Genomic DNA, 23326 nt, shown 5'->3' on the forward strand with positions numbered 1-23326 from the left:
GCCCGAGGAATTAGTAGAGCTGCACGGGAAAAGAAAGCTAGTTTGATTGTTATGGGGTGGGGTAAGCGTACTGGTATTAGAGCACGTTTATTTGGCAACGTAATTGATAGTGTTGTTGGTTCATCCCATTGTCCAGTAGCAATTTCTCGTTTGATGGAATCTCCATCAAAAATTCAGCGTATTTTAGTACCTGTCGAAAACTTGATGGCAGCAACCCCATTACCTGTACAAATTGCCCAGATTTTTGCAGAAGCAAATAAAGCTCAAGTTACGGTATTGAATGTCTGCGAACGTCGCACTAGTTCTAGTAAAATCGCTTCTAGACGTTCCCAACTTAATTCTTTTGTATCCAAGGTTGGTCTAACAAATCCACCCGAAGTTCAAATTATTGCCCACGAAAACACTACCCAAGCGATTTTACAAGCTGCAAGGTTATACGATTTGGTAATTCTACCTTTTATCCGCAACCGTAATGTTCCTGGTGGTTTAGCAATTAGTGATGTTACCAACCAATTAGCCAGACAGTTAACTTGTTCGATCATTATGTTAGGGGAACCTCAACGTGCTTTTGCACCCGTCTTTTCACCTGAAGTTTCCAGTGAGAGAGTTATTGTTAGATAATTTTGATTTATACTGCGATTGGCCAACATATTTTTAATCTTTCCCATATGTTACGTACCTGGGATTTGAATGTGCGTGCCATAACTAAAATACAAAATCAATTTGTTGTGTTGTACTACCCAGTCGAGCTACGACATTAACAAAACCTCAAATCTAATAATCAGCAACGTAAAATTTCGATTGCCAGATTTTTAGTCACAGGCACAATATGTTTTAATTCGCGCCTATTGGCATAAGTAACTAGCACTTTTTTTTAGATCAGGACTTACGCAGTCATTACGAGAAATGAGGTATTTGGGATTGCTATTTCCTAACGGAAATTCTAGAGCCTGCGGCGACTACCTTACGGATCCGCTAACCTTGCGTCGCAATGACTATAATTACGTTGTTCGTGCGTAAGTCCTATAAATAATTGAAGAAACTTAGAAAATCTGTATTTTATAGATGGATTATTAAGTACAAATATTTTTGATTTTCGATTGTCGATTTTATGTAATTTAAGATATTTTTGCTGAAAAAGTATATGATTTTAGATCTATTGAATTAGAAAATCTCAAATACAATAATTGTATCATCCGAAACTATAAATCAAGTATAAACACTTGTATAGTATAAGATGAAAAAAAGTTACGAAAGACAATCCATTTCATTTATTTTCTAAAAATTTTAATGGTATTAGATATCCATTGTTTAGAGTTTCCTGTATTGGATTTTCCCTGTTTGGGTGGGTAACCTAAAATTAAGTGTGATTCTAATTAGTGTAAATATTGTGTAAGTAATTGGTAAATTTATGAGAATATTAGTAACTGGCGGAGCAGGATTTATTGGTTCCCACCTTGTCGATAGATTGATGGATGAAGGACACGAGGTCATCTGTCTAGATAATTTTTATACTGGGCACAAAAGAAATCTCCTCAAATGGCTGGGCAACCCTTATTTTGAACTCATTCGCCACGATATTACAGAACCAATACGTTTAGAAGTAGATCAAATCTATCATTTGGCTTGTCCTGCTTCTCCAGTTCATTATCAGTACAACCCAGTAAAGACAGTTAAAACAAATGTCATGGGAACACTGAATATGTTGGGATTGGCAAAGCGGGTGAAAGCTAGACTGTTGTTAGCTTCTACTAGTGAAGTTTACGGAGATCCAGAGGTACATCCTCAGAATGAGGAATATTGGGGAAATGTTAACCCAATTGGAATACGTTCTTGCTACGACGAAGGTAAGCGTATTGCTGAAACTTTAACTTTCGACTACTACAGACAAAATAACGTTGATGTTCGAGTTGCTCGTATTTTTAATACTTATGGTCCCCGAATGTTAGAAAATGATGGCAGAGTTGTAAGTAACTTTATTGTTCAGGCTTTGAAGGGAACGCCATTAACAGTTTATGGAAATGGTTCTCAAACTCGAAGCTTTTGTTACGTTTCTAACTTGGTCGAAGGGTTAATCCGACTGATGAATAACGAATACATTGGTCCAATAAATCTGGGTAATCCTGATGAATATACTATTTTGGAATTGGCGCAAACCATACAAAATATGATAAACCCAGAAGTAGAAATTAAGTTTGAGCCATTACCTTCCGACGATCCTCGTCGTCGTCGTCCTGACATTACCAAAGCAAAAACTTTGTTGAATTGGGAACCTACTGTTCCACTACAAGAGGGCTTAAAACTTACAATAGAGGATTTCCGACAACGAGTAAAAACTGAAAAAAAACTAGCTATTAGTGCTCAATAGTAAAAAAATGTAGACTCTTAACTAGTGACTTTTGGCTACGAACCATTCATGAGATTCTAAAAACCTCTGCTTTGTAAGCAGAAAAATATCTGATTTTTTGCGATATCTAAATTTTTCGGGACAAAAGCTTAACTAAAACTCCTGAATATCGATGCTTTCGGGTACTAGTAATTCTATTTCTTAATTCAGGTTGTCTAGCTTGGCGTTAAGCATAGAATTCGTTGGTTGCTAGAACCAGCTAAAAAGTTTGGATGATCAATTGTTCCAATTATATAGCTAACGCCATGGGACCCTCATAAAACTAATAAAATAGATTGCTGGCTACCAATTACTGTTTAGTTATTAATCAAAAATTGCATTTGTATTTTTGTTTAGCTATATATCTAAAAACCAAAGTAATTAAGGTTGCATGAACGAGTTAAAAACTGTAAGGCTAGAACAGTTGATACGGTTTTGCTTTTAGTAATACCTTGCAGTTACAACCCAATTAGCAGCATCTTTTGGGAACCTGTTGATCAAAATCAGGGGAATCGATGGATGCTAATACTTGACATACTTCAGCGAAAGTTTCTACAAAAAAACCTCAAATCTATAGAGAGGAGTAAATTAAATGCGTGTTTGCGTCATTGGTACAGGATACGTTGGTTTAGTTACAGGCGCTTGCTTATCTCATATTGGGCACGATGTAATATGTGTAGATAACAATGAAGAGAAAGTAAAGCTAATGAAAGCTGGACGTTCGCCGATTTTCGAGCCGGGACTCTCGGAAATTATGCAGTCCGCCATTGAAGCAGGAAGAATTCAGTTTACTACAGATATTGCTGCAGGAGTGGCCCACGGGGAAATTTTATTTATTGCGGTGGGAACACCTCCCCTACCGACAGGTGAGAGCGATACTCGTTATGTAGAAGCGGTTGCTCGCAGTATTGGAACTCATCTTAACGGTGGTTACAAAGTAATTGTTAATAAGTCTACAGTACCCATTGGTTCTGGTGATTGGGTAAGAATGATTGTCCTTGATGGAATTGCCGAACGTCAAAAAACTTTAGTTGCTCCTGGTGCTGCAGTTAGCGAGCAGAAATTATCTGTAAGTGATGCTGACTTTGATGTTGTGAGCAATCCAGAATTCCTACGGGAAGGTTCTGCTGTATACGATACATTCAATCCAGATAGAATTGTCCTTGGTGGTAATAGTACAAGGGCTACTGACCTCATGAAAAAATTGTACGCTCCTATTGTGGAACGTCAATTTGCTGAAGATAAGTCATTATCTCAAGTACCGGTTTTAGTTACCGACCTAAGTTCGGCGGAAATGATTAAATATGCTGCTAATGCTTTCCTAGCAACCAAAATTAGCTTTATTAATGAAGTTGCTAATATTTGTGATCGCGTTGGTGCTGATGTCACCCAGGTAGCAAAAGGTATTGGTTTAGATTCCCGTATTGGTAATAAGTTTTTGCAAGCTGGTATTGGTTGGGGTGGTTCTTGTTTCCCCAAAGATGTATCAGCATTGGTTCATACTGCTGATGATTATGGTTATGAAGCCCAATTACTCAAATCAGCTGTTAGTGTTAACCAACGTCAGCGTTTAATTGCTTTGGAAAAACTCCAGCAAGCATTAAAAATTCTCAAAGGTAAAACTGTTGGTTTGTTGGGTCTAACCTTCAAACCCGACACCGATGATATGCGTGATGCACCAGCATTAAATTTAATCGAACAACTAAATCGTTTGGGGGCTAAGGTTAAAGCTTACGACCCAATTGTTTCTCAGTCGGGAATGCGCGATGGTTTATCTGGTGTGTTAGTAGAAACTGACCCCGAGAGATTAGCTGATGGCTGTGATGCTTTGGTATTGGTTACAGACTGGAATCAGTTTTCCAGCTTAGATTACGGCAAAATGGCAAAATTAATGGTCAATCCAGTAATGATTGATGGTCGTAATTTCCTCGATCCTGAAACAATGGTTCGAGCTGGTTTTAAATACATTGGTGTAGGTCGTTCTTCTCGATAGTTAGCGCAAGCTTTATACACCCAATAGCTAATTATTAGTTTGTTGTATAAGTTTCATTCACAAGTCTTATTCACAAACTTTAAAAGTCTGTAGAGTTGCACAGTGGTCAGTCTCTACAGATTTTTATTTTCACTCAAATAAATATCAAAAATTCAAAATACCTTTCAGTACAAAACCAGCTATAGCCCCACCAAGAACAATCCAAATAGCATTTAATCGCGTGCGGACAACTAAGATCCCTGCGACTAAACTTATGAGTGCTGCAAACCAATCAATGCTAAGACCATCGATAAAAATTCCCCCAGCTAGTTTTATGGTTACAAATAGCATCAATGCTACAGAACTAATATTTACTGCGTCTAGAAACGCTCCCATCCAGCGCGAAGCCCGCAAATGGTGAATAATAGGGTTAAGGATGGCAACAAACACAAATGAAGGTAGAAATATTCCTAAAGTCGCTGCTAGTGCTCCAGGAATACCCGCTATTACATAGCCAATGAACGTTGCTGTAGATAAAACTGGACCGGGAGTAAACTGACCAATTGCGATCGCATCTAGTAACTGTTGTTGGGTTAACCAACCTAGACTATCAACTAGTTCCCCTTTCAAAAAAGCTACTAGAACGTATCCACTACCGTACAAAACACTACCAACTTTGAGGAAAAATAAAGCTATTTGCCACGGAGATATATTACTATTGACAGTTAAATTTGTAGTTGTTAAAACTGCAGAACTGGTCAGAGGAAAAAGTAAAATTGTAGCTCCCAGATTGCTAGTACATCTGAAGCGTAACCACAGCATTCCCAAAATTCCACCCAATAGCAGGGAAATTAGTTCATTTAGACCTAAAAATAATCCTAATAATACAATCGAACCAATAACTACTAATTGACGACTTTTTGCAGCTCTTTTTCCCAAACGCCACATTGCCCCAAAGATAATAGCTAAAATAGCTGGCTTGATTCCATATAAGAAGGGAGAAACTTCAGGTAATTGCCCAAATTGTACGTATATCCAAGCAAAACCAGCAGTGACCAATACTGCTGGAAAAATAAAACAAACTCCTGCAACAATTAGCCCTAACAATCCAGAATGAATGTAACCGATGTGTATTGCTATTTCCGTAGAGTTAGGTCCAGGAATTAAATTTGTTGCCCCAATTAAATCTAAGTAGTTTTCCCGAGTTAACCATCTCTTGCGGTTAACAACTTCATCCTCCATCATGGCAATGTGAGCCGCTGGACCTCCAAAACCTATCAATCCGAGCTTGAAGAATGATGTAGCCAGTTCTCGTAAGCGGGAAGTTGTGGGTTCGCTCATGACGAAGGATTGATTAAAATATAGATTTTAAAAATTTATGTTGTTGTCATCTTATCAAGTGATTGCTTCAAGCCTCAAAGACTTGATAATACATTTATTTGAACCTTGCCGTAGAATCTACGGAAAACAGTTGAATATACTTAAAAAGACAAAGTTTATAGATTTCGTGATGATTAAAATTCCAAATTAAACGATCCAGATGAAAATGTTTAGATAAAAACTTCTGGGTTACAAGTTTTAGCTGACAAAATTTGATTTACAGAGTTTTACTCGCAAAGTTTTACTCACAAAGTTTTATTTGCAAAGTTTTATTTGCAAAGTTTGACTCGCAAAACTTCAATTCAAAAAATCTAGCCTAACCGGTTTTAGGAATCCTTTCAATCTCAGCATATCCACTGAAAATAAGCTTTTTCCCTTCTGTCTGCAAACGATTAAGCCGCATCTTGACCCCATCAAGGTCAAACCGATCCAGGTCAACCATATTATCCAAAATTTTCGCTAGCGCCATACTCAAAGTTTGAGAAATTTCTTTTTGCTCTGCAGGTACTGCGTCCAGTTCAACTTGAGGATTTTGAAATGAAACTCGTCGCCGTTTTTCAATTCCTATAGTTACTACCATACTCAACGGGATTAGTTCGCCACTACTCAAATCCGCTTGAGCTAAAATCCTGAGTTGATTTTCTGATAACAGTTCTACCTTTACTTCAGGAAAAGAGACTGGTTTACCACCAGATAATTCAGTTAATTCTGGTACAGAAAGATTAATCAAGCGTTTTTTAACCAGTTCCGCTGTGAAAGCATGATTAATACCCTCTTGTGAGAGAATGACCTGAGCAATTGCTTGGGTAGGTTGCTTCAAGCGCAATTTTCCACTCAAAACCGAGGCAAAATCAATTGAAACAGCATCGGTTTCAAAGGACATTTCTTCAACAGCAAAATCTTTGCGAATGACCAAGCCACGACCATTCATTTTGAAGCTATCGATGCTACCCTGCAGTAACTTGCTGGAAGGATAACAACGGACGACCACTTCAACTAACTCGCTTTTGCTAAACAAGTGGCGAATAGTTTGACTCGCAACTGTGTTGAGCATTTGCTCGCCCCAGTCGGTACCTTTTTCATTGGTGAAACCAGTAAGTCCGCCAAACATGTAGTGTTAAGTATTTAGAACTTCTTTGTATTTTTGTAACAAATTGCGGCGGATGCAGCAAGCTTCTAGAGATTGATTGTACTAATATGTGAGCAAAAAGATTATGAACTATGGGTAAATAAAGTTTTATTTCTTATTCTAATTATTTTGTGGCACCTATGACTTGCGGAATATCAAAAAAGTATGATTTTGACTGTCAATTCTGGTTTGAGAAGATTGGACTCACTGCAATTACAGCAATACACGAGCAGGGCTTAAACTACTCGTTTTGTTGTTGATAGATAGAATTTTATTATTTCTTGACAATTTTATTACTGAGAAAAACTTTAAGATTTAATTAAATTGCTTTGTCAGGAAATAACTACCAAATTTATTTTTTATTTGCACTTTTTATTCTCAAGTTCTAACTTACGGAATTATTGATGTATTAATTTTTGCCGTAAGTTATTTAGGGCATTGCAAGTACTCAGATGACGAATTAAAGATCTGCCCCTTGTTGTACCAAATTGATACTCAAAGCTCTCCACCAGGCGGTCGGGTCCAGCTAAACCGATATACACCAAACCAACGGGTTTTGCTTCAGTACCACCATTTGGTCCCGCAACACCGGTAATACTAATTCCCCAGGTTGTCCCCAAGCGTTCTTTGACACCGATTGCCATTTGCTCGGCGACTGTTGCACTTACTGCCCCAAATTCTTTCAAGTCATTAGGATTGATCCCTAATGCTTTTTCTTTGACAGAGTTATCGTAAGCAACAATTCCACCCCAAAAGTAATCGGAACTACCAGATATTTCTGTTAACATTTGCCCTAAACCACCTCCAGTACAAGACTCAGCGACAGAGAGGGTTTGTTTGGCGTTACGTAATAAGTTTCCAACAACAGAGGCTAAACTGTCACTATCGCTACCGTAGTAACTCACGCCAGCGATCTCTTGTAATTGCTTTTCTACCGGTTGAATTAGTTTCTCGGCTTCTGCTTCTGATGTTGCTTTTGCAGAAACCCTTAGTTTAACTTCGCCTTTACTACTATATGGAGCAACTGTGGGATTGGACAGGTTGAGATAAGAAGCTACTTTTTCCGCAAGAGCAGATTCAGCAATTCCCCAAAACCTTAAAGTTCGGCTATGAATAATGTCTTTACCCCATCCTTGACTTTTGAGGTAGGGTACAGCAGTTTCTCTCCACATCCCGTGCATTTCGCTTGGGACTCCAGGAAAAGTAAAAATTGAGATTCCCTGACGAGGTTCCCAAATAATTCCCGGTGCTGTACCCATGGGATTGGGGAGAATTTCTGCACCTTGGGGAATTAAAGCCTGTTTGCGGTTGCTAGGAGTCATAGTGCGTCCGCTTTTGGCATATTTCCTGGTAATATCCTCAATAATTTCTGGACGTTCGATTAAAGGTGCGCCAAAAAAATTGGCGATTGTTTCACAAGTTAAATCATCTGGGGTGGGACCTAACCCACCAGTAAAAATTAGTATATTTGCTCGGTTAATTGCAGTTTCTATTACTTGGTGTAACCTTTGATGATTGTCACCAACTACTGTTTGGTAATAGTGAGGTATGCCTAGTTTTGCCAATTCAATTGCCAAAAATTGAGCATTACGATTAAGAATATCTCCTAGCAGTAATTCGGTACCAACACAAATTATTTCTGCACTCATGAAGTATTAAATAAATATTTTTTTTAGATCGCTTTGCTATATTACCGGACTTGCAGTAGAAAACCCACGGCTTTTAGTCGTGGGATTCGTTAAAAGTGAAAATATTTAGATACCTTATTGGAATGATCTGAAATTATGATGATTGCCACATTAGTATCTTCACATGCAATATCACTTTCCTATTATGAAAACCTTACGCCATTGCTGGAACAGGAATTGTGATGTGGGGGTACAAAGGAAAGCGATCACACAATGATGCAACTCGTTTTCTGCAATCAGCAGCAACTTCTTCAGAATCTGGAGATAACAAACGGTCAGCAATAATATTTGCAATTTCCATAAATTCCTCTGTACCAAGACCTCTAGTGGTCATTGCAGGAGAACCTAAACGCAATCCACTGGTAACAAAGGGTGACTCTGGGTCGAAAGGTACGGTATTTTTGTTTGCAGTGATATTGACCCCACTGACCAAAGCATCAGCTTGTTTGCCAGTCATGTTAATGCACCGCAGATCGAGTAATGCTAAATGATTATCAGTACCGTTTGAGACTAATTTGAATTTGCGATTTTGTAACTGGGTAGCAAGAGCGCCTGCATTATCAATCACCTGTTGTGAATAGGTCTTAAATTCTGGCTTCAGAGCTTCGCCAAAAGCTACCGCTTTACCTGCAATTACATGCTCTAACGGACCACCTTGAGTACCGGGGAACACAGCTTTGTTGAATTTTTTACCTAACTCAGGATCGTTAGTAAGAATTAAACCACCGCGAGGACCGCGTAAGGTTTTGTGAGTTGTGGTTGTGACAACATGACAATGGGGAATTGGGTCTGGATGCAAACCGCTAGCAACTAAGCCAGCAATATGAGCAATATCCGCTAACAAATAAGCACCAACTTCATCAGCAATGCTGCGGAATTTTTCAAAGTCAATTAGACGTGGATAAGCTGAATAACCGCAAATAATGAGCTTGGGACGCTCCCTAAGCGCCAGCTCTCGGACTTGTTCGTAATCGAGTTGTTCAGTTTCTTGGCTGACACCGTAATGAACGACCTCAAACCATTTACCCGATACATTTACAGGAGAACCATGGGTCAAGTGTCCTCCGTGGGACAAATCCATACCCATAATTTTGTCACCTGGCTGTAGCAGACTGAGAAAAACAGCAAAATTTGCCTGCGCGCCGGAATGAGGCTGAACATTAGCACTAGCAGCACCAAATAACTCCTTGGCGCGATCTATAGCTAACTGCTCAATTTTGTCAATAAATTCACAACCACCATAATAGCGTTTACCAGGTAAACCTTCGGCATACTTGTTTGTGAGTACTGAACCTTGAGCAGCTAAAACAGCAGCAGAGGTAAAATTTTCACTCGCAATTAACTCCAAGTGTTCGCGTTGACGCTGGAGTTCTTGATCAATAAAACCGGCAACTACCGGGTCGGAAGAAGCAAGAAAATCTGAGTTATTTAAAGTCACGCATTCAATCCTTTCACAAAATGAACTGTATTTTCCAAATTACAATTAATTTGACTACATCAAAATAACTTTTTTGTTTGTTTAGAAATTTTTAACTGTGATTTTTGTTTTGTGATTTTTGTTTTAATATTATCCGTTGTTAATGAAATGCAATGCAACGAAATAAAATGTAGAGTTTCCTGTCCTTGAGGGGTTTTACCAGTTAAATTATAGGTAAATATGAGGATTCACAGGAGTAATGGAATGCTCAGAGTTTTAATAAACGATCAGGTATTGAAACCACAAAAAGTTTGTCAAACCTGTTTGCTCGCAGATGCTAGTGGTCAACCTCGAACAAACAAAGGAAAATTATGCTGTGGTCAAGCAATTAGCAGGCTTTCCGAGCAACAGCCAGAACAGTATGAATGCATGATGGGCTTCAAAATAGTTAACATAGAATAAATCCAGCTTAAATACGCTGATTGTTATAAGTCAGAATAAGACAATATTTTTAATTGACAGGAGAATAAAAGCATGAATTGGCGCGGAAGCACTGACTGGCAGCAACGTATTTTATCAGTTCTACCTTATATTCTGCCACTGATACAAGTGCGCGGATTTGGTAGTTTTTTGTTTCAACGATTTTCATTTTTAAGATACCTTTACATTCCTTTGAAACCATTCATATCCTTGTTGAATGAGCTAGACCGTGCCATACCTTTCATAGGTTTTACTTTTATTCTTTTCTTAGCTTTATATTTAGGAGTTGTCAGAAATGAAAAGCTTGCACATTTCCTAAGATTTCATACAATGCAAGCACTTTTGTTATCAATTTTCACGTTTTTGTGTTTGTATGTATTCCAACTAGTGAATATACCAGTCAGCGCAGTATCTGTAACACCAGATTTATTCTTGTTTGGTGTCTTATTTAGCCTGCTGTTTATTGTAGTGACTGGTGCTTGCTTGTTTTCGATGGTACAAGCTGCAAGAGGCCTTTATGCTGAATACCCATTCATCTCAGAAGCAGCTTATGCACAAACTCGATGAGCGATAATGTTTATGTTTTAATTTTGTGTTTTGGGTTAAATTCTGCCTAGATTATATAGCTAATTTATGGGTAAGCAACTCATTTTTAGCTATATAAACCGATAGTAAAATTTTAATATTTTGGACTTAGAATAGGAAATAAATATCCAATAGTTTGACTTATTAAAGGTATATTTTTAAAAGTACAAAATACAAAATAAAAACATTTATCTTTGCCAAAAATGTAGTATTTTTTAATACTCCTGGACGCTTTATTTAACTTTTCCATAAATAACTAGTTCATAGAGAAAAAATAGATAAATCTCGGAATTTTAAGTAGATAAACCTTTAACTCTGACTTTTCTGTGGGTTTGAGATTCAAGTTTAAGATTCAAGTTTGAGATTTGAGTTTGAGATTTAAGTTTGAAATTAAAATTTTTATTGAGAACTCACAAAATCTCACGAAAAATTACCGAGATGTAACTGTATTTTCTAAGCGACCAATACCTTCAATCTCTACTCGTACCCGATCGCCGAGTTTTAAGGGACCAACTCCAACCGGCGTACCAGTGAGAATAACGTCTCCTGGTAGTAATGTCATAACTTGGCTGATGTAAGAAACAATGAAGTCTGGGGTAAAAACCATCTCATCAATACAAGCTGACTGAACTGGCTTAATATCGTCATTGAGAAATGTCTGTAATCTTGCTCCTGGATTTAATTCACGAACTATCCAAGGACCTAGAGGACAAAAAGTATCAAAACCTTTCGCACGAGTAAATTGAATATCTTTTTTCTGTAAATCCCGCGCAGTCACATCATTGGCTATAGTATATCCCCAAATTTTTTCTTGAGCAGACTCAGGGGTACAATCAACCGCGCGTTCGCCGATAATCAATGCTAATTCTCCTTCATAATCTACTTGTTGTGAATGAGGAGGATATTGAATTTCGGCGTCGCAAGCAATAATTGATGTGGGTGGCTTGAAAAAAATCAGAGGTTCTTTAGGAACCTGATTACCCATTTCTGCCGCATGGTCTGCATAATTTCTACCCACTGCCACAATTTTAGAAGGAGAGCAAGGAGCTAGTATCTGATAACTGTCCGGTTCTAAACTGAGATCTATTGGTTGTCCTTGTAACCAAGGTGGGGCATCTAAAATTTGAACATCAAGCGATAGTTGTAGCAAACCATAATAAACTTGTCCTTCCCGACTTTGAACTCGCACATAGCGTTGTGCCATAAGCTGAAAAATATCCTTTTGTCTGTAATTAATTAAAAAGTTAGTAGATACAACCAGAACAGTTTTGAGAAAATTATTTGAGAGAAATTGTTTGAGAAAAAATAAGTTTATCGTTTGCCTAGAACTCGTGGCATAGATTTGTACAATATCTTAGTAACACAATAAAACCCCATTCGATACAAAAAAGCTGAAGTTTAATAACTGTGTTAACAATTAAAATTAAAAGCTGGTAAGATTATAATTCCTTGTTGCTCAAGATGTTGAAAAAAGCAGATGTTCTATTTAACGAAACTGCGATTTGATTTATGTCAGCAGCAACCCTAATTGGTCCACGAGGTAATGAAATATGGCAACAGCTTACGAAACGATGTACATCCTGCGACCTGAACTTACAGAAGAGCAGGTAGAGCAAGCGGTTAGTAAATACGAAAATTTGATACGCGAACAAGGTGCAGAAGAAATCGAAATCCAAAATCGCGGAAAACGCCGTTTAGCTTACGAGATTAATAAGCACAGAGATGGTATTTACATACAAATGAATTATGCTTCCAGTGTCGGCAGCATCATCGCGAGTATGGAACGTGCGATGCGTTTAAGCGAAGAAGTAATTCGTTACCTCACAATTAAGCAAGAGTTACAGGAAACTGCAACTGAAGAAGCTTCGCCTACAGAATAGAATCGGTGAATCTGAGCACAAAAACTGTTACATAACAACATAAATTTTCCAGAAAAGGTAAAGTTATATAACCTTACCTTTTCTTTCATATCATTTTTATCAAATTTCGATAGAATTTCCGTATAAATGCTAAATTGGTATCTGTTTATCTTGCCAACTACACTACTAATACGGTTATACCTAAATAGTGGAAAAGATTCTTAATTGGAGCCCGAAGCCACTGTGACTCAAACCGACAACTCCACTATTCAATCTCTATCTACGGAAGTATCAAAACTGCGCCAAGAATTGCATTTGCGTGAGCAGTTAGTGCAACAACTTTCCCAAGAATTATTTCGCCTTGTAAAGGGTAATACAAACTTTAAATCCCAACCAGATTTTTCTCAGAGACATTTGAGTGAATTGACAGATTTGCGCGACCAACTACAAGCGGTAGAAGAACAGGTTACTTTTTATCAAGAACAAATAAATAGTCGCGATGACGAAATTTATCAGCTCCGTCAGTCTGTACAGGAACTAACAGATCGCAGCCGGATGTTAGAACAAGTGGTACAAGAGTTACCCCAAATTTATCGTCGTAAATTTGAGGAACGCATGGCTCCAGTACGGGAAAAAGTAGCCATGTTGCAAAAAGAGAATAGACAACTGCAGGCAGAATTACAGAGTGTTAGTTACCGTTTAGCTTTAAAAAATCGTAACAATACCCGTGGTGGGATCGATTTACCAAATTTCCCTCATGAAGATTTCTCCCAAGACAATATGTCCAGCATACCCAACACTTAAAACTTTAATGCTGAACATTTTTATGCTAAAGGGTCTTTGATTCTTTAGTCTTGTAATTAAAAAAGCCTAGACTTACAAAAAATAGGTTTTTTATAATGTGGAAACATTACGTACTAATAATTTAATTATGAAAAATTAGTGGTATAAAAATACTAGTAAATTATTAAGTATCAAATAAAGGTATCTATCAAAACATAAATAACCCCGTCATATTAAAACCTATGCATTAGTCACATCTTTCTTAACAATCTTAAAAAGATTATTTGACAGGGCTCTCAAACCACGAGGGGTGAGAGACACTTTACAAATTTAACTTTATTCTTATCGCTAAAAATATAGTTTTATTGAGAATTAATGACGAAGTAATAAGGGTTGGGAAAAATGTGAGCAATTACTCTCGCAAATGTTGAGAAAGATCTGCCTAATGGATAGCATATTAAAACGCGGGGTAAATTATTTATGTTCTTACTAGCTGTTGAAAATGTGTGTATTGAGGAAAGATCTAATATATCTTGTGACAGCAGTCGAAGATAATCTATCCAAAATTTTAATTTTTAGTAGTAAATAAATTTAATTATAATTGTGTAACACACATCATATTATCTAGCGAGAAATCAATAGATAAAAATTAATGACACAATCCAAAATGATTGCCATAATGTTTTAGTAGTAATGGCAATACTTGAAGAAATGTGTCATAATTTCATCCATTTTCCCAAGGGAAGGAAGAAAATAGAGGAAATAAGAAGATAGAGGCTTCTAAGAATATTAAGTCTAGATTCTAATTTTTCTATTCATAGACTATTTCCCCTAATACAAGTAAATGACGACTTACGATTACAGAAAACCAATGTAAGCTACAAAGTGATAATATAAGCTCCACAAATCATAAATCTGTAGAACGAAGATTTATACAAACAAGATAATATTGTTGAATTCAACAAATAATCTAACTTCCCAAACCACAGATTGATTTAATAACTACCAAATTACTCAATTACACCAGACTCAAATATCTTTGGTAAATTCTAACTAGAGATACACAAAATATGTTTTTATCTATGAATTAAACCACCGATTTTATTTAGTCTACATAATATTTTGATAAATTTGAGTGGAGCTTTGATTCACTAAAAAGAGTTAACAAACTAACCAGTGACAGTTTGATGGTTGAGCGTACTTAAGATATCTTCATAGGAATTAAAAATTTCAAAGACAGAATCGAGATCTGTCAATTCTAAAATTAACTTGACTGGGGCATGAACATTACACAAAACCAAACGACAACCACTTTGACGAGCAGCTTTAAGTCCCTTAACCAAAGCCACTAAACCAGAACTGTCCATAAAATCGACTTTCACTAAATCGATTACCCAAAGTTGGTGAGTCTGGGGAGCTATTTTAGCCATTTGCTCGCTCAGGACTCGACCGCCTTCCAAATCAACCCGTCCTTCCGGCTTAAACAAGACTAACTGAAATTCTGGTGTGAGAGTCATGAATTTTACTGGGTAGTTGAAACGGTTAACAAAAAAAGTAAAAAAGACACAAATACTATTCCTATCTCAACTGCATAAATGAGCATTACTACTCAGTTATCTGAGTAGCATTCGCAAGACAGTTGGGATAAACAAGATCAGTATTCATGCCGTACAGTTTGTACTATCTGTTACCAATATATGCATAAGAGGTTAAATATTTCGGTAGCATCTGTATCTTTTACTAAATTTTTATAATTTATGAGTCATTTTGTAAAACTGTTATGAACAATATTGCGCCCGGTTCGGTATTGGTACTCATAAAGGGACTTACGTATATTATCAAGCAGACATTAATTGTTACACATTGATGAATGATTTGGAATAGGGTACGAAAATTATCACTTACAACTTAGTTAAAAAACTTGAAATATCAAGACTTGAAATCTCAAGGTTAAAGGATTAACTAAGTATTTATTTGTAAATATTAAGTCTCTTAATTTCTTATATTATCCATAGATTCATAACTAAAGACTCATAGCTAAATATTGACAGGTTGCTAGAAAAAGATTCAATATATAAGAAAAATAACAAATTGTAAATTAAGTTGTAAGTTATGGTGTAATTGAATGTCTCTCGATTTTATTTCACTGGAAAACATCCAGGAATTATCTCATAACTACGGTTATTGGGCTGTTTTTGTGGGAATCTTATTAGAAAATTTGGGAATTCCCATTCCTGGAGAAACAGTGACCTTAGTCGGTGGGTTTTTAGCCGGTAGTGATGAATTAAATTACTGGTTAGTTTTAGGTGATGCAGCAGCCGGCGCAGCTATTGGTGGTACTATAGGCTACTGGATTGGTAAAGTTGGTGGTTGGGTATTGTTGGTGCGAGTTAGCCGTATATTTAGAATTACGGAAGATAAAATTTTAAGTATTAAAGATAAATTTAGTGAAAATGCTGGTAAAGCAGTTTTTTTTGGAAGATTCTTTGCTTTATTGCGAATATTTGCGGCTCCACTAGCTGGGATCGCAGAAATGCCATTTTGGAAATTTTTTATTTACAATCTCGCTGGGGCTGCTACTTGGTCTTTGACTATGGTAACTTTGGCTTTTTTCGCGGGTAAACTTATTCCTTTAGAACAATTAGTTCAATGGGTTAGTGAATTCGCATTTTTAGCTTTGTTTGTATTAGCTGCAGTTGTATTTATCCCAATGTGGTTAGAGTCTCGCCACACCCAAAAAATTAATAATTAATTAGAATTGGTAATTGGTAATTGGTAGTTGGTAATTGGTAATTGGTAATTAGTAATTGGTAATTGGGTTTGGATAATGGGTATTTTTATCCCATATCCTCACCCTGTTTAGGTTTTCCTTTCCTTTTATCTATCTTGCTGTGACCAAATACGTGTAGGTAATCCCCAAACGTAGATGAAACCTTCAGCAGCTTTATGATCGAATTTATCTTCGGAACCGTAAGTTGCTAAATCTGGACTATAAAGAGAAACGTCAGATTTTCTTCCAACAATAATCGCATTACCTTTAAATAGTTTTAACTTGATAGTGCCGCTAACATTTTCTTGAGTTTTGTCAATAAATGCATCTAATGCAGCTTTTAAAGGGCTGTACCACAAACCGTTATAAATAATTTGGCTGTAGGTTTCTTCAATACCGCGTTTATATTGAGTAACATCTTTGGTCAGAGTTAAACTTTCTAAATCCCGGTGTGCTTGAATTAAAACTACCATCGCCGGAGATTCATAAATTTCCCGCGACTTAATTCCAACCAAGCGGTTCTCAATCATATCGATTCTGCCGACACCATGTTTACCAACCACTTGGTTTAGTGTTTCTATTAATTGGATTGGGTGTTTAACTTCTCCATTCACAGAATGAGGAATACCCCGTCTAAACGTAATTTCCAAATACTCAGGTTCGTCAGGAGTATCTGCGATCGCTTTGGTCATATCATAGACTTCTTCCGGTGGTTCGACAGCTGGATCTTCCAAAATTCCAGCTTCTATACTCCGACCAAGTAGATTTTTGTCAATACTGTAGGGAGAAGATTTCTTCACAGGTGAAGGAATCCCAAATTTTTCTCCATAAGCAATAGTTTCTTCGCGACTCATTCCCCATTCCCTTGCAGGCGCAAGAATTTTCAGGTTAGGATTTAAAGCTGCGATCGCAACATCAAAACGTACTTGATCGTTACCTTTACCAGTACAGCCATGTGCTATTGCATCTGCACCATGTTTTTCAGCTGCTTCTACTAATGCTTGAGCAATCAACGGACGTGCTAAAGCTGTTGCTAGAGGATAGCTATTTTCATAAAGCGCATTTGCTTTAATTGCTCCAAAAGCATAATCCTTAACAAAGCTTTCCTTAACATCTGCGATTAAAGACTCACTCGCTCCAGATTTAAGAGCTTTTTCTCGAATTGGCTCTAATTCATCTCCTTGACCTAAATCTGCGGCTAGGGTGATTACTTCTTCTACACCCCACTCATTTTTGAGGTAGGGAATGCAAACGGATGTATCTACTCCCCCAGAATATGCCAAGACAACCTTTTTGGCGCGACCCATTAGTAATTTCTCGATGCTGCAATACTACGAGCTACTATTATCTAATTAATCTAAGTATTTTCTCTTCAGTACTTCTACTTATTCCTTGACAACAATAGTTAACCTGTATACTTTTTGATAGGGATTGGGGATTGGGGATTGGGGATTAGGGACTGGGGACTGGGGATTAGCCATTATTTTTATCGACTAGAGTCTAGTGCCGTATAACTTACTCACAGCGTAAATAATGTATAAAAAAGTAATTCTGTATACATATATTTTGGTGACTCAAGAAATTCAAAATTTATCTTCCCATATTAATGCTGTGCACTATATGCCGCTTGCGGCGGCACGCTGTACTTATGGCTAACGCCAATCCCTTCATTTGTATTCCAAAGGAACAGTCCAAAAACCACTACTGTCCTATTCTGAATATTGGCAAAACTGTTGTGGGTGAGATAGTGTTTTTTAGTATTGTTATTCCAACTTATAATCGTCAGCCAATATTGGCAAAATGTCTGAAGGCTTTAGAGGCACAGAATTTAATAAGTGAAGAAGTCTCCAATCCAAATTGCATAGAAGGTTACGAAATTGTCTTGGTAGATGATGGTTCTACTGATGGAACATTAGAGTGGCTAGAAACTCAAAAAGTAGAATTTCCACACGTACGAGTTTTCCAACAAGACCATCAAGGTCCAGCAATAGCAAGGAATTTGGGTGTCAAAGAGGCAAAGGGTGACATAATTATTTTTATTGATAGCGATTTAGTTGTTACAGAAAAATTTTTAACAGCCCATACTAAGGCTCTGTTGAAAGGTAAAGAAAAGCTCGGAAGTGACTGCTTTTTTACCTATGGTGCTGTAGTTAATACTTGTAATTTTGACAATCCCACATCAGAGCCATACAAGCTCACAGATTACTCTGCAGCTTTTTTTGCGACGGGAAATGTTGCGATTCCCAAACATTGGTTAGAAAAAGCAGGACTGTTTGATACTGAATTTCAGTTATATGGGTGGGAAGATTTAGAACTCGGTGTAAGACTGAAAAACTTAGGTTTAAAACTAATTAAATGTCCGGAAGCGGTTGGTTATCATTGGCATCCACCATTTAATTTAGAACAAATTCCAAGCTTAATTGATAAAGAAATTCAAAGGGGACGGATGGGTGTTTTATTTTATCAGAAACATCCTACTTGGAATGTGCGAATGATGATCCAGATGACCTGGTTGCACCGCATTCTCTGGGGTCTTCTCTCCCTCAACGGTACTCTTAATGAAAAAACTATGGCTCCATTGCTCAAGTGGCTGATAAAGTCCGGAAAACCTCAACTAGCTTTGGAAGTAGCTCGTGTTTTTCTCAATTGGTATAACGTCCAAGGGGTTTATGAAGCTTATGCGGAAGCTCAGAAATGATGGGGAGATTGGGGACTGGGGATTGGGGATTGTGGATTGGCGACTGGGAAGATAATTTTTAATCTTCTTTTTCAATCTATTGATAACTTAAGTTGCTAGTTAAAAGTCTGTCATATTCAGAACCGCTTAAACCCCTTAACAACGAGTAAATAATTCAAATCAAATCCCTATTTTATCCAGAACTTACGCAAGTTGTCACAATTGGTGGTCGGTGCGTGACGCTATAAGTCTGATTCTTACGTTCAGATATTTTCACAGCGTCACACACCCTACAGGAAAAATATGCCAGTTGCGTAAGTCCTATTATCTAACAAGATGGCTAATCCCTAATCCCTAATACCCAATCCCCAGTCCCCAGTCCCCAACTTCAACAAAATGTGCTAATTTAGTATCGTTTTCATATCTCGCACATCCAGAATTTCGGGTGTTTCTCGAAAGGAACTGAGAAATGCTTCTGGGTGGAGGTTAAACCCGAAAAGGAGTAAAAAGGAATATGCCAGTAGTATCTTTGGCTCAAATGATGGAGTCGGGCGTTCACTTTGGGCATCAAACCCGTAGATGGAACCCGAAAATGTCTCGTTACATTTACACTGCTCGTAATGGTGTACATATCATCGATTTAGTGCAAACAGCACAATTGATGGAAGAGGCTTACAGCTTTATGCGATCGCAATCAGAATCAGGAAAGAAAGTTCTGTTTGTTGGTACTAAGCGTCAAGCAGCAGGAATTATTGCTCAGGAAGCTACTCGCTGTGGTTCTTACTACATCAACCAACGTTGGTTGGGGGGAATGCTAACCAATTGGTCAACAATTAAGACTAGAGTAGAACGCCTGAAAGATTTAGAACGCCGCGAAGAAAGTGGTGCTTTGGATCTACTACCCAAGAAAGAAGCTTCTATGTTGCGGCGAGAAATGGCAAAGCTGCAAAAATATTTGGGTGGTATTAAAACAATGCGCAAAATTCCGGATTTGGTTGTACTCGTAGACCAAAGACGCGAATATAATGCCGTTCAGGAATGTCAAAAACTAAATATTCCAATTGTTTCCATGTTGGATACAAATTGCGATCCTGATGTGGTCGACATTCCCATTCCAGCAAATGATGATGCTATCCGCTCAATTAAGTTAATTGTTGGTAAGTTAGCGGATGCGATTTATGAAGGTCGTCACGGACAGTTGGAAGTGGATGACTATGAAGGCGCAATGGATGATTATTACGAAGATGAAGAAGGCGATTTTTCTGAAAATGGAGAAGCCTCTGAAGAAGGAGGAGAATAAATTCACCTTTTGAATAGGGTCTTTTAAGTAATCATTGTCAAGCCTGTTCAGCTTCCTGCGTCCAATTTTGGATTTCTGCTAAATCCCCCGTTTAAAAAACGGGGGTATGATTAATTTGTTTATTAATTTCATTCGATCTATTAATTTCCATCTGACTTCATAAAATAAAATCTCAAATCGATCCAGGACATATATCGAAAATCCCAGATCCGAGAAAGATAAATTGTCCCGCTCCTGAGTAATATATAGATACTCAGGATTCGTAAGCCATTACAACTATTAATAACACGAGGAATCGAGGCAACATGGCGGAAATATCTGCAAAACAAGTTCAAGAACTGCGCCGAAAAACAGGTGCAGGTATGATGGACTGCAAAAAAGCACTAAAGCAAAATGATGGTGACATCGAAAAATCTATAGAATGGCTGCGACAAAAAGGTATTGCATCAGCAGGTAAGAAAAGCGATCGTGTTGCAGCAGAAGGTTTAGTAGATACTTATATTGAACCATCAGGTCGAGTTGGCAATTTGTTAGAAGTTAATTGTCAAACTGATTTTGTGGCGCGTAACGAAGCTTTCAAATCTTTAGTGCAAAGTTTAGCAAAACAAGCTTCTAAGAGTGACAGCGTTGATTCTTTGCTATCCAGTGCTTACGTTGAAGATGAAAGTATCAAAGTTGAAGAATATATTCAGCAAATGATTGCCCAGTTGGGTGAAAATATGCGCGTTCGTCGCTTTGTTAGCTTTGCTCTTGAAGAAGGTAAGCAAGGTATTGTTGATAGCTATATTCATACCGGTGGTCGTGTAGGTGTACTGGTTGAGTTAGCTTGTGATAGCGATTCAGCAGCTACTAATGAAGATTTTAAAACCCTAGCACGCAACATCGCGATGCAGATTGCTGCTTGTCCAAATGTTGAGTACGTAAGTACAGATCAAATTCCCACCGAGATTGTCCAAAAAGAGAAGGAAATTGAAATGGGAAGAGATGATTTGGCTAAGAAGCCAGACAACATTAAAGAAAAAATCGTTCAGGGACGTATTGATAAGCGTCTCAAAGAAATGACTTTGGTCGATCAGCCTTTCATTCGTGATCAAAGTATTGCAGTTGAAGACTTAATTAAACAAACCAGCAAAGCATTAGGAACCAAGATTCAAGTTAATCGCTTTGTTCGTTACATCTTGGGTGAAGGGATTGAAAAGCAAGAAGATAATTTTGCAGATGAAGTTGCCGCTCTTGGTGGTAAATAATACTTTTATGGGGTAATAAAATAGCTCTCCATAACGGTTTTATTTATTGGCAGGGTATTTAGCGGTAAATTCAAAATTGTAAATTTTTGATGCTATTTCCCAAATTAATTTAAAGACAGGTCAAGCTAAATTTGCTGGCCTGTATTTTATCTTTAAGGGTTTCAGGCAATATGGGAATAAGCAAAACAAGAATTTCTGACTTTGATTAAAATTTGTTCGATGTGCTATTTATAAATATTTTCGATTTTAAAATATACTGACAAACCTAATACTGACAAACCTATCGAATTACTTATCCCTAAAGGTTCTAATTTCACAGCTTTAACAATCTCGAATTTCGCTTACGCATATTATAAAAATTAATCAGCAGTCGTTTAAAAGTATCTCAAATTAACATCCTCTGAAGATGTAAGTACAAAATTATAGATAGAATTGCAATTTTGCTATAAATTACCTACCAATTTTTCAGTGTCCTGTCGTTAACAGCATAAAAAGTATGGCAAGAGGAATTGAGCGAATTGAACAAGATATTACAAGTTTAGAAGAAGTTATTGAAGGAATTGGGGAAGAGCTTCAAGAAGTATATGGTGGCTATGTAGAAAATTTGGGAAAATCTGTTAGTAAACAATTGATTCTGGCAATTTATCACTTGTGTACCCAAGGTTATCCAGATAATTTCTTGAAACTATCTTTGAACCAAAAACAAAAACTACAACAAAATATCCGTAAGCTAGGTCAACGTAGCGATTCAGAATTAAAGGAACTTCTCAAAGTTGATGACGAAGAAGATGAAGAAGATGGAGAATATGAAAAAGAAAATGCAGATGAAGAAAAAATTCAAATAGAAGAAATTAGTGACGAACAAATTCTAGAAATTACAACAGATGGGAACATCAAAATAACTGCTGACTTACCATTGACGGAAGCAGAATTAGCCGCAGCGATGGATTTGATCGCTAAAGCTGCACGAGATAAAACAGACGAAGAAAAAAATAAAGCAGAAAACAACGACAAAGAACAAGATAAGTCTGAGTCGGTCAAAGAATCGGGCGAATTATCAGAAGTTCGTTTGGATGAAGTTGTGCTGGTGAATGCATCAATTGCAGATAAAGCAATGGATTTATTTGCAGCGGCGAGAAATGCGGCTTCTAAGTATCCTTCTAAACCAAAAACATTAGATACATCCAACCCTGTAGAACTAGCAAAATGGCAGCAATATTTGGAATTATCCCTCCAACAGCTTCTTAGGGTAGTTTCCCGCGATGCTAATCGCATACTTCAAAAATCTAGGATACTGCCTAAAAAATTACCACCATCTCTACTTGAAGCTGCTGCTGCGTCTTCAGAAGCATCGGCAGAAATAATGCCAGGGCCACCAAATTTGTTAAACTTAGCAATTGAAATTGAACCAGAACAAAAGTCAGATTCTGTTCGCGGTTTGATGAAAATTATGGCAGTCAACCTGCGTTTGGGAGAAATAGAATTTGCCGATACTGAGCTATCAGCAAAGAGAAAAAAAATTCGTAATATTTCTAGTAGACTGGCTAAGGTTGGTCGAGAATACCAGAAAATCCAGCGAGAACTATCAGTAGCTAAAGCTGAGGCTGCATGGAGATCTAGCTGGTATGAGGATTAGGATTTGTAACTAAGATG

At 37.4% G+C, this 23326-nt stretch carries 19 protein-coding genes; 12 read left to right on the forward strand and 7 right to left on the reverse strand.

Annotation, left to right across the window (positions count from 1 at the left end; translation table 11 throughout):
• The 3 genes from QNJ50_RS00005 to QNJ50_RS00015 form a co-directional block, all read left to right on the forward strand.
• Window positions 1-621, forward strand: a 621-nt coding sequence (locus QNJ50_RS00005; RefSeq protein WP_300630692.1) for a universal stress protein, incomplete at its 5' end; no start/stop codon positions are given.
• 790 nt (window positions 622-1411) lie between these two features.
• Window positions 1412-2368, forward strand: a complete 957-nt coding sequence (locus QNJ50_RS00010; RefSeq protein ID WP_300630696.1) for a UDP-glucuronic acid decarboxylase family protein — start codon at window positions 1412-1414, stop codon at window positions 2366-2368.
• Window positions 2369-2978: 610 nt separating this feature from the next.
• Window positions 2979-4379, forward strand: coding sequence for a UDP-glucose/GDP-mannose dehydrogenase family protein (locus QNJ50_RS00015; RefSeq protein ID WP_300630699.1), 1401 nt, complete (start codon window positions 2979-2981; stop codon window positions 4377-4379).
• A gap of 144 nt (window positions 4380-4523) precedes the next feature.
• On the opposite strand, the gene chrA is transcribed toward QNJ50_RS00015, so the two are convergent.
• The 4 genes from chrA to glyA all read right to left on the reverse strand — a co-directional run bounded on the left by chrA (window position 4524) and on the right by glyA (window position 9993).
• The gene (chrA, locus tag QNJ50_RS00020; RefSeq protein ID WP_300630702.1) at window positions 4524-5699 is read right to left on the reverse strand and encodes a chromate efflux transporter; all 1176 of its coding nucleotides are present in this window, start codon (window positions 5697-5699) and stop codon (window positions 4524-4526) included.
• Window positions 5700-6054: 355 nt separating this feature from the next.
• Window positions 6055-6849: a DUF2993 domain-containing protein gene (locus QNJ50_RS00025; RefSeq protein WP_300630705.1), complete on the reverse strand. Its 795-nt coding sequence runs from the start codon at window positions 6847-6849 to the stop codon at window positions 6055-6057.
• Window positions 6850-7265: 416 nt separating this feature from the next.
• Window positions 7266-8516, reverse strand: a complete 1251-nt coding sequence (locus tag QNJ50_RS00030; protein WP_300630708.1) for a competence/damage-inducible protein A — start codon at window positions 8514-8516, stop codon at window positions 7266-7268.
• Window positions 8517-8709: 193 nt separating this feature from the next.
• Window positions 8710-9993 (reverse strand): serine hydroxymethyltransferase, encoded by a 1284-nt coding sequence (gene glyA, locus QNJ50_RS00035; RefSeq protein WP_300630711.1) that lies wholly within the window; start codon window positions 9991-9993, stop codon window positions 8710-8712.
• A 243-nt stretch (window positions 9994-10236) separates the two neighbouring features.
• Here glyA and QNJ50_RS00040 point away from each other — a divergent pair, with 243 nt between their 5' ends.
• Window positions 10237-10434, forward strand: a complete 198-nt coding sequence (locus tag QNJ50_RS00040) for a hypothetical protein (RefSeq protein ID WP_300630715.1) — start codon at window positions 10237-10239, stop codon at window positions 10432-10434.
• Window positions 10435-10506: 72 nt separating this feature from the next.
• Window positions 10507-11019, forward strand: coding sequence for a Tic20 family protein (locus tag QNJ50_RS00045; RefSeq protein ID WP_300630718.1), 513 nt, complete (start codon window positions 10507-10509; stop codon window positions 11017-11019).
• Between the two features lie 448 nt (window positions 11020-11467).
• Here QNJ50_RS00045 and QNJ50_RS00050 read toward each other — a convergent pair whose 3' ends face one another.
• Window positions 11468-12241 carry a fumarylacetoacetate hydrolase family protein gene (locus QNJ50_RS00050; RefSeq protein ID WP_300630721.1) on the reverse strand — a complete coding sequence of 258 codons (774 nt, stop codon included), beginning with the start codon at window positions 12239-12241 and terminating at the stop codon, window positions 11468-11470.
• A 346-nt stretch (window positions 12242-12587) separates the two neighbouring features.
• Here QNJ50_RS00050 and rpsF point away from each other — a divergent pair, with 346 nt between their 5' ends.
• Entirely contained in the window at window positions 12588-12917 is a 330-nt protein-coding gene (rpsF, locus tag QNJ50_RS00055; protein WP_300630724.1) for a 30S ribosomal protein S6, read from the forward strand.
• A 222-nt stretch (window positions 12918-13139) separates the two neighbouring features.
• The gene (locus QNJ50_RS00060; RefSeq protein WP_300630727.1) at window positions 13140-13700 is read left to right on the forward strand and encodes an Npun_F5560 family protein; all 561 of its coding nucleotides are present in this window, start codon (window positions 13140-13142) and stop codon (window positions 13698-13700) included.
• Window positions 13701-14848: 1148 nt separating this feature from the next.
• Here QNJ50_RS00060 and QNJ50_RS00065 read toward each other — a convergent pair.
• Window positions 14849-15196, reverse strand: a complete 348-nt coding sequence (locus tag QNJ50_RS00065; RefSeq protein WP_300630730.1) for an STAS domain-containing protein — start codon at window positions 15194-15196, stop codon at window positions 14849-14851.
• A gap of 608 nt (window positions 15197-15804) precedes the next feature.
• Here QNJ50_RS00065 and QNJ50_RS00070 point away from each other — a divergent pair.
• On the forward strand, window positions 15805-16431 hold the full coding sequence (locus QNJ50_RS00070) for a DedA family protein (protein WP_300630733.1): 627 nt from the start codon (window positions 15805-15807) through the stop codon (window positions 16429-16431).
• Between the two features lie 125 nt (window positions 16432-16556).
• On the opposite strand, the gene QNJ50_RS00075 is transcribed toward QNJ50_RS00070, so the two are convergent.
• Window positions 16557-17756, reverse strand: coding sequence for an argininosuccinate synthase (locus QNJ50_RS00075; RefSeq protein ID WP_300630736.1), 1200 nt, complete (start codon window positions 17754-17756; stop codon window positions 16557-16559).
• A 413-nt stretch (window positions 17757-18169) separates the two neighbouring features.
• Here QNJ50_RS00075 and QNJ50_RS00080 point away from each other — a divergent pair, with 413 nt between their 5' ends.
• The 4 genes from QNJ50_RS00080 to QNJ50_RS00095 all read left to right on the forward strand — a co-directional run bounded on the left by QNJ50_RS00080 (window position 18170) and on the right by QNJ50_RS00095 (window position 23309).
• Complete coding sequence (locus QNJ50_RS00080) at window positions 18170-19147, forward strand: glycosyltransferase (RefSeq protein ID WP_300630962.1); 978 nt, start codon at window positions 18170-18172, stop codon at window positions 19145-19147.
• 493 nt (window positions 19148-19640) lie between these two features.
• Complete coding sequence (gene rpsB / locus QNJ50_RS00085; RefSeq protein WP_027843844.1) at window positions 19641-20426, forward strand: 30S ribosomal protein S2; 786 nt, start codon at window positions 19641-19643, stop codon at window positions 20424-20426.
• A 305-nt stretch (window positions 20427-20731) separates the two neighbouring features.
• Entirely contained in the window at window positions 20732-21673 is a 942-nt protein-coding gene (gene tsf / locus QNJ50_RS00090) for a translation elongation factor Ts (protein WP_300630742.1), read from the forward strand.
• A gap of 496 nt (window positions 21674-22169) precedes the next feature.
• Window positions 22170-23309 (forward strand): hypothetical protein, encoded by a 1140-nt coding sequence (locus QNJ50_RS00095; protein WP_300630745.1) that lies wholly within the window; start codon window positions 22170-22172, stop codon window positions 23307-23309.
• Window positions 23310-23326: the final 17 nt, after the last annotated feature.

Source organism: Mastigocoleus sp. MO_188.B34, assembly GCF_030065675.1.
Lineage (GTDB): Bacteria > Cyanobacteriota > Cyanobacteriia > Cyanobacteriales > Nostocaceae > Mastigocoleus.

Bases quoted from the DNA above. Each gene is read 5' to 3' on its own strand.
- QNJ50_RS00010 (WP_300630696.1), top strand. From the start codon at position 1,412: ATGAGAATATTAGTAACTGGCGGAGCAGGATTTATTGGTTCCCACCTT.
- QNJ50_RS00015 (WP_300630699.1), top strand. From the start codon at position 2,979: ATGCGTGTTTGCGTCATTGGTACAGGATACGTTGGTTTAGTTACAGGC.
- chrA (WP_300630702.1), bottom strand. From the start codon at position 5,699: ATGAGCGAACCCACAACTTCCCGCTTACGAGAACTGGCTACATCATTC.
- QNJ50_RS00025 (WP_300630705.1), bottom strand. From the start codon at position 6,849: ATGTTTGGCGGACTTACTGGTTTCACCAATGAAAAAGGTACCGACTGG.
- QNJ50_RS00030 (WP_300630708.1), bottom strand. From the start codon at position 8,516: ATGAGTGCAGAAATAATTTGTGTTGGTACCGAATTACTGCTAGGAGAT.
- QNJ50_RS00040 (WP_300630715.1), top strand. From the start codon at position 10,237: ATGCTCAGAGTTTTAATAAACGATCAGGTATTGAAACCACAAAAAGTT.
- QNJ50_RS00045 (WP_300630718.1), top strand. From the start codon at position 10,507: ATGAATTGGCGCGGAAGCACTGACTGGCAGCAACGTATTTTATCAGTT.
- QNJ50_RS00050 (WP_300630721.1), bottom strand. From the start codon at position 12,241: ATGGCACAACGCTATGTGCGAGTTCAAAGTCGGGAAGGACAAGTTTAT.
- rpsF (WP_300630724.1), top strand. From the start codon at position 12,588: ATGGCAACAGCTTACGAAACGATGTACATCCTGCGACCTGAACTTACA.
- QNJ50_RS00065 (WP_300630730.1), bottom strand. From the start codon at position 15,196: ATGACTCTCACACCAGAATTTCAGTTAGTCTTGTTTAAGCCGGAAGGA.
- QNJ50_RS00070 (WP_300630733.1), top strand. From the start codon at position 15,805: ATGTCTCTCGATTTTATTTCACTGGAAAACATCCAGGAATTATCTCAT.
- QNJ50_RS00075 (WP_300630736.1), bottom strand. From the start codon at position 17,756: ATGGGTCGCGCCAAAAAGGTTGTCTTGGCATATTCTGGGGGAGTAGAT.
- rpsB (WP_027843844.1), top strand. From the start codon at position 19,641: ATGCCAGTAGTATCTTTGGCTCAAATGATGGAGTCGGGCGTTCACTTT.
- tsf (WP_300630742.1), top strand. From the start codon at position 20,732: ATGGCGGAAATATCTGCAAAACAAGTTCAAGAACTGCGCCGAAAAACA.
- QNJ50_RS00095 (WP_300630745.1), top strand. From the start codon at position 22,170: ATGGCAAGAGGAATTGAGCGAATTGAACAAGATATTACAAGTTTAGAA.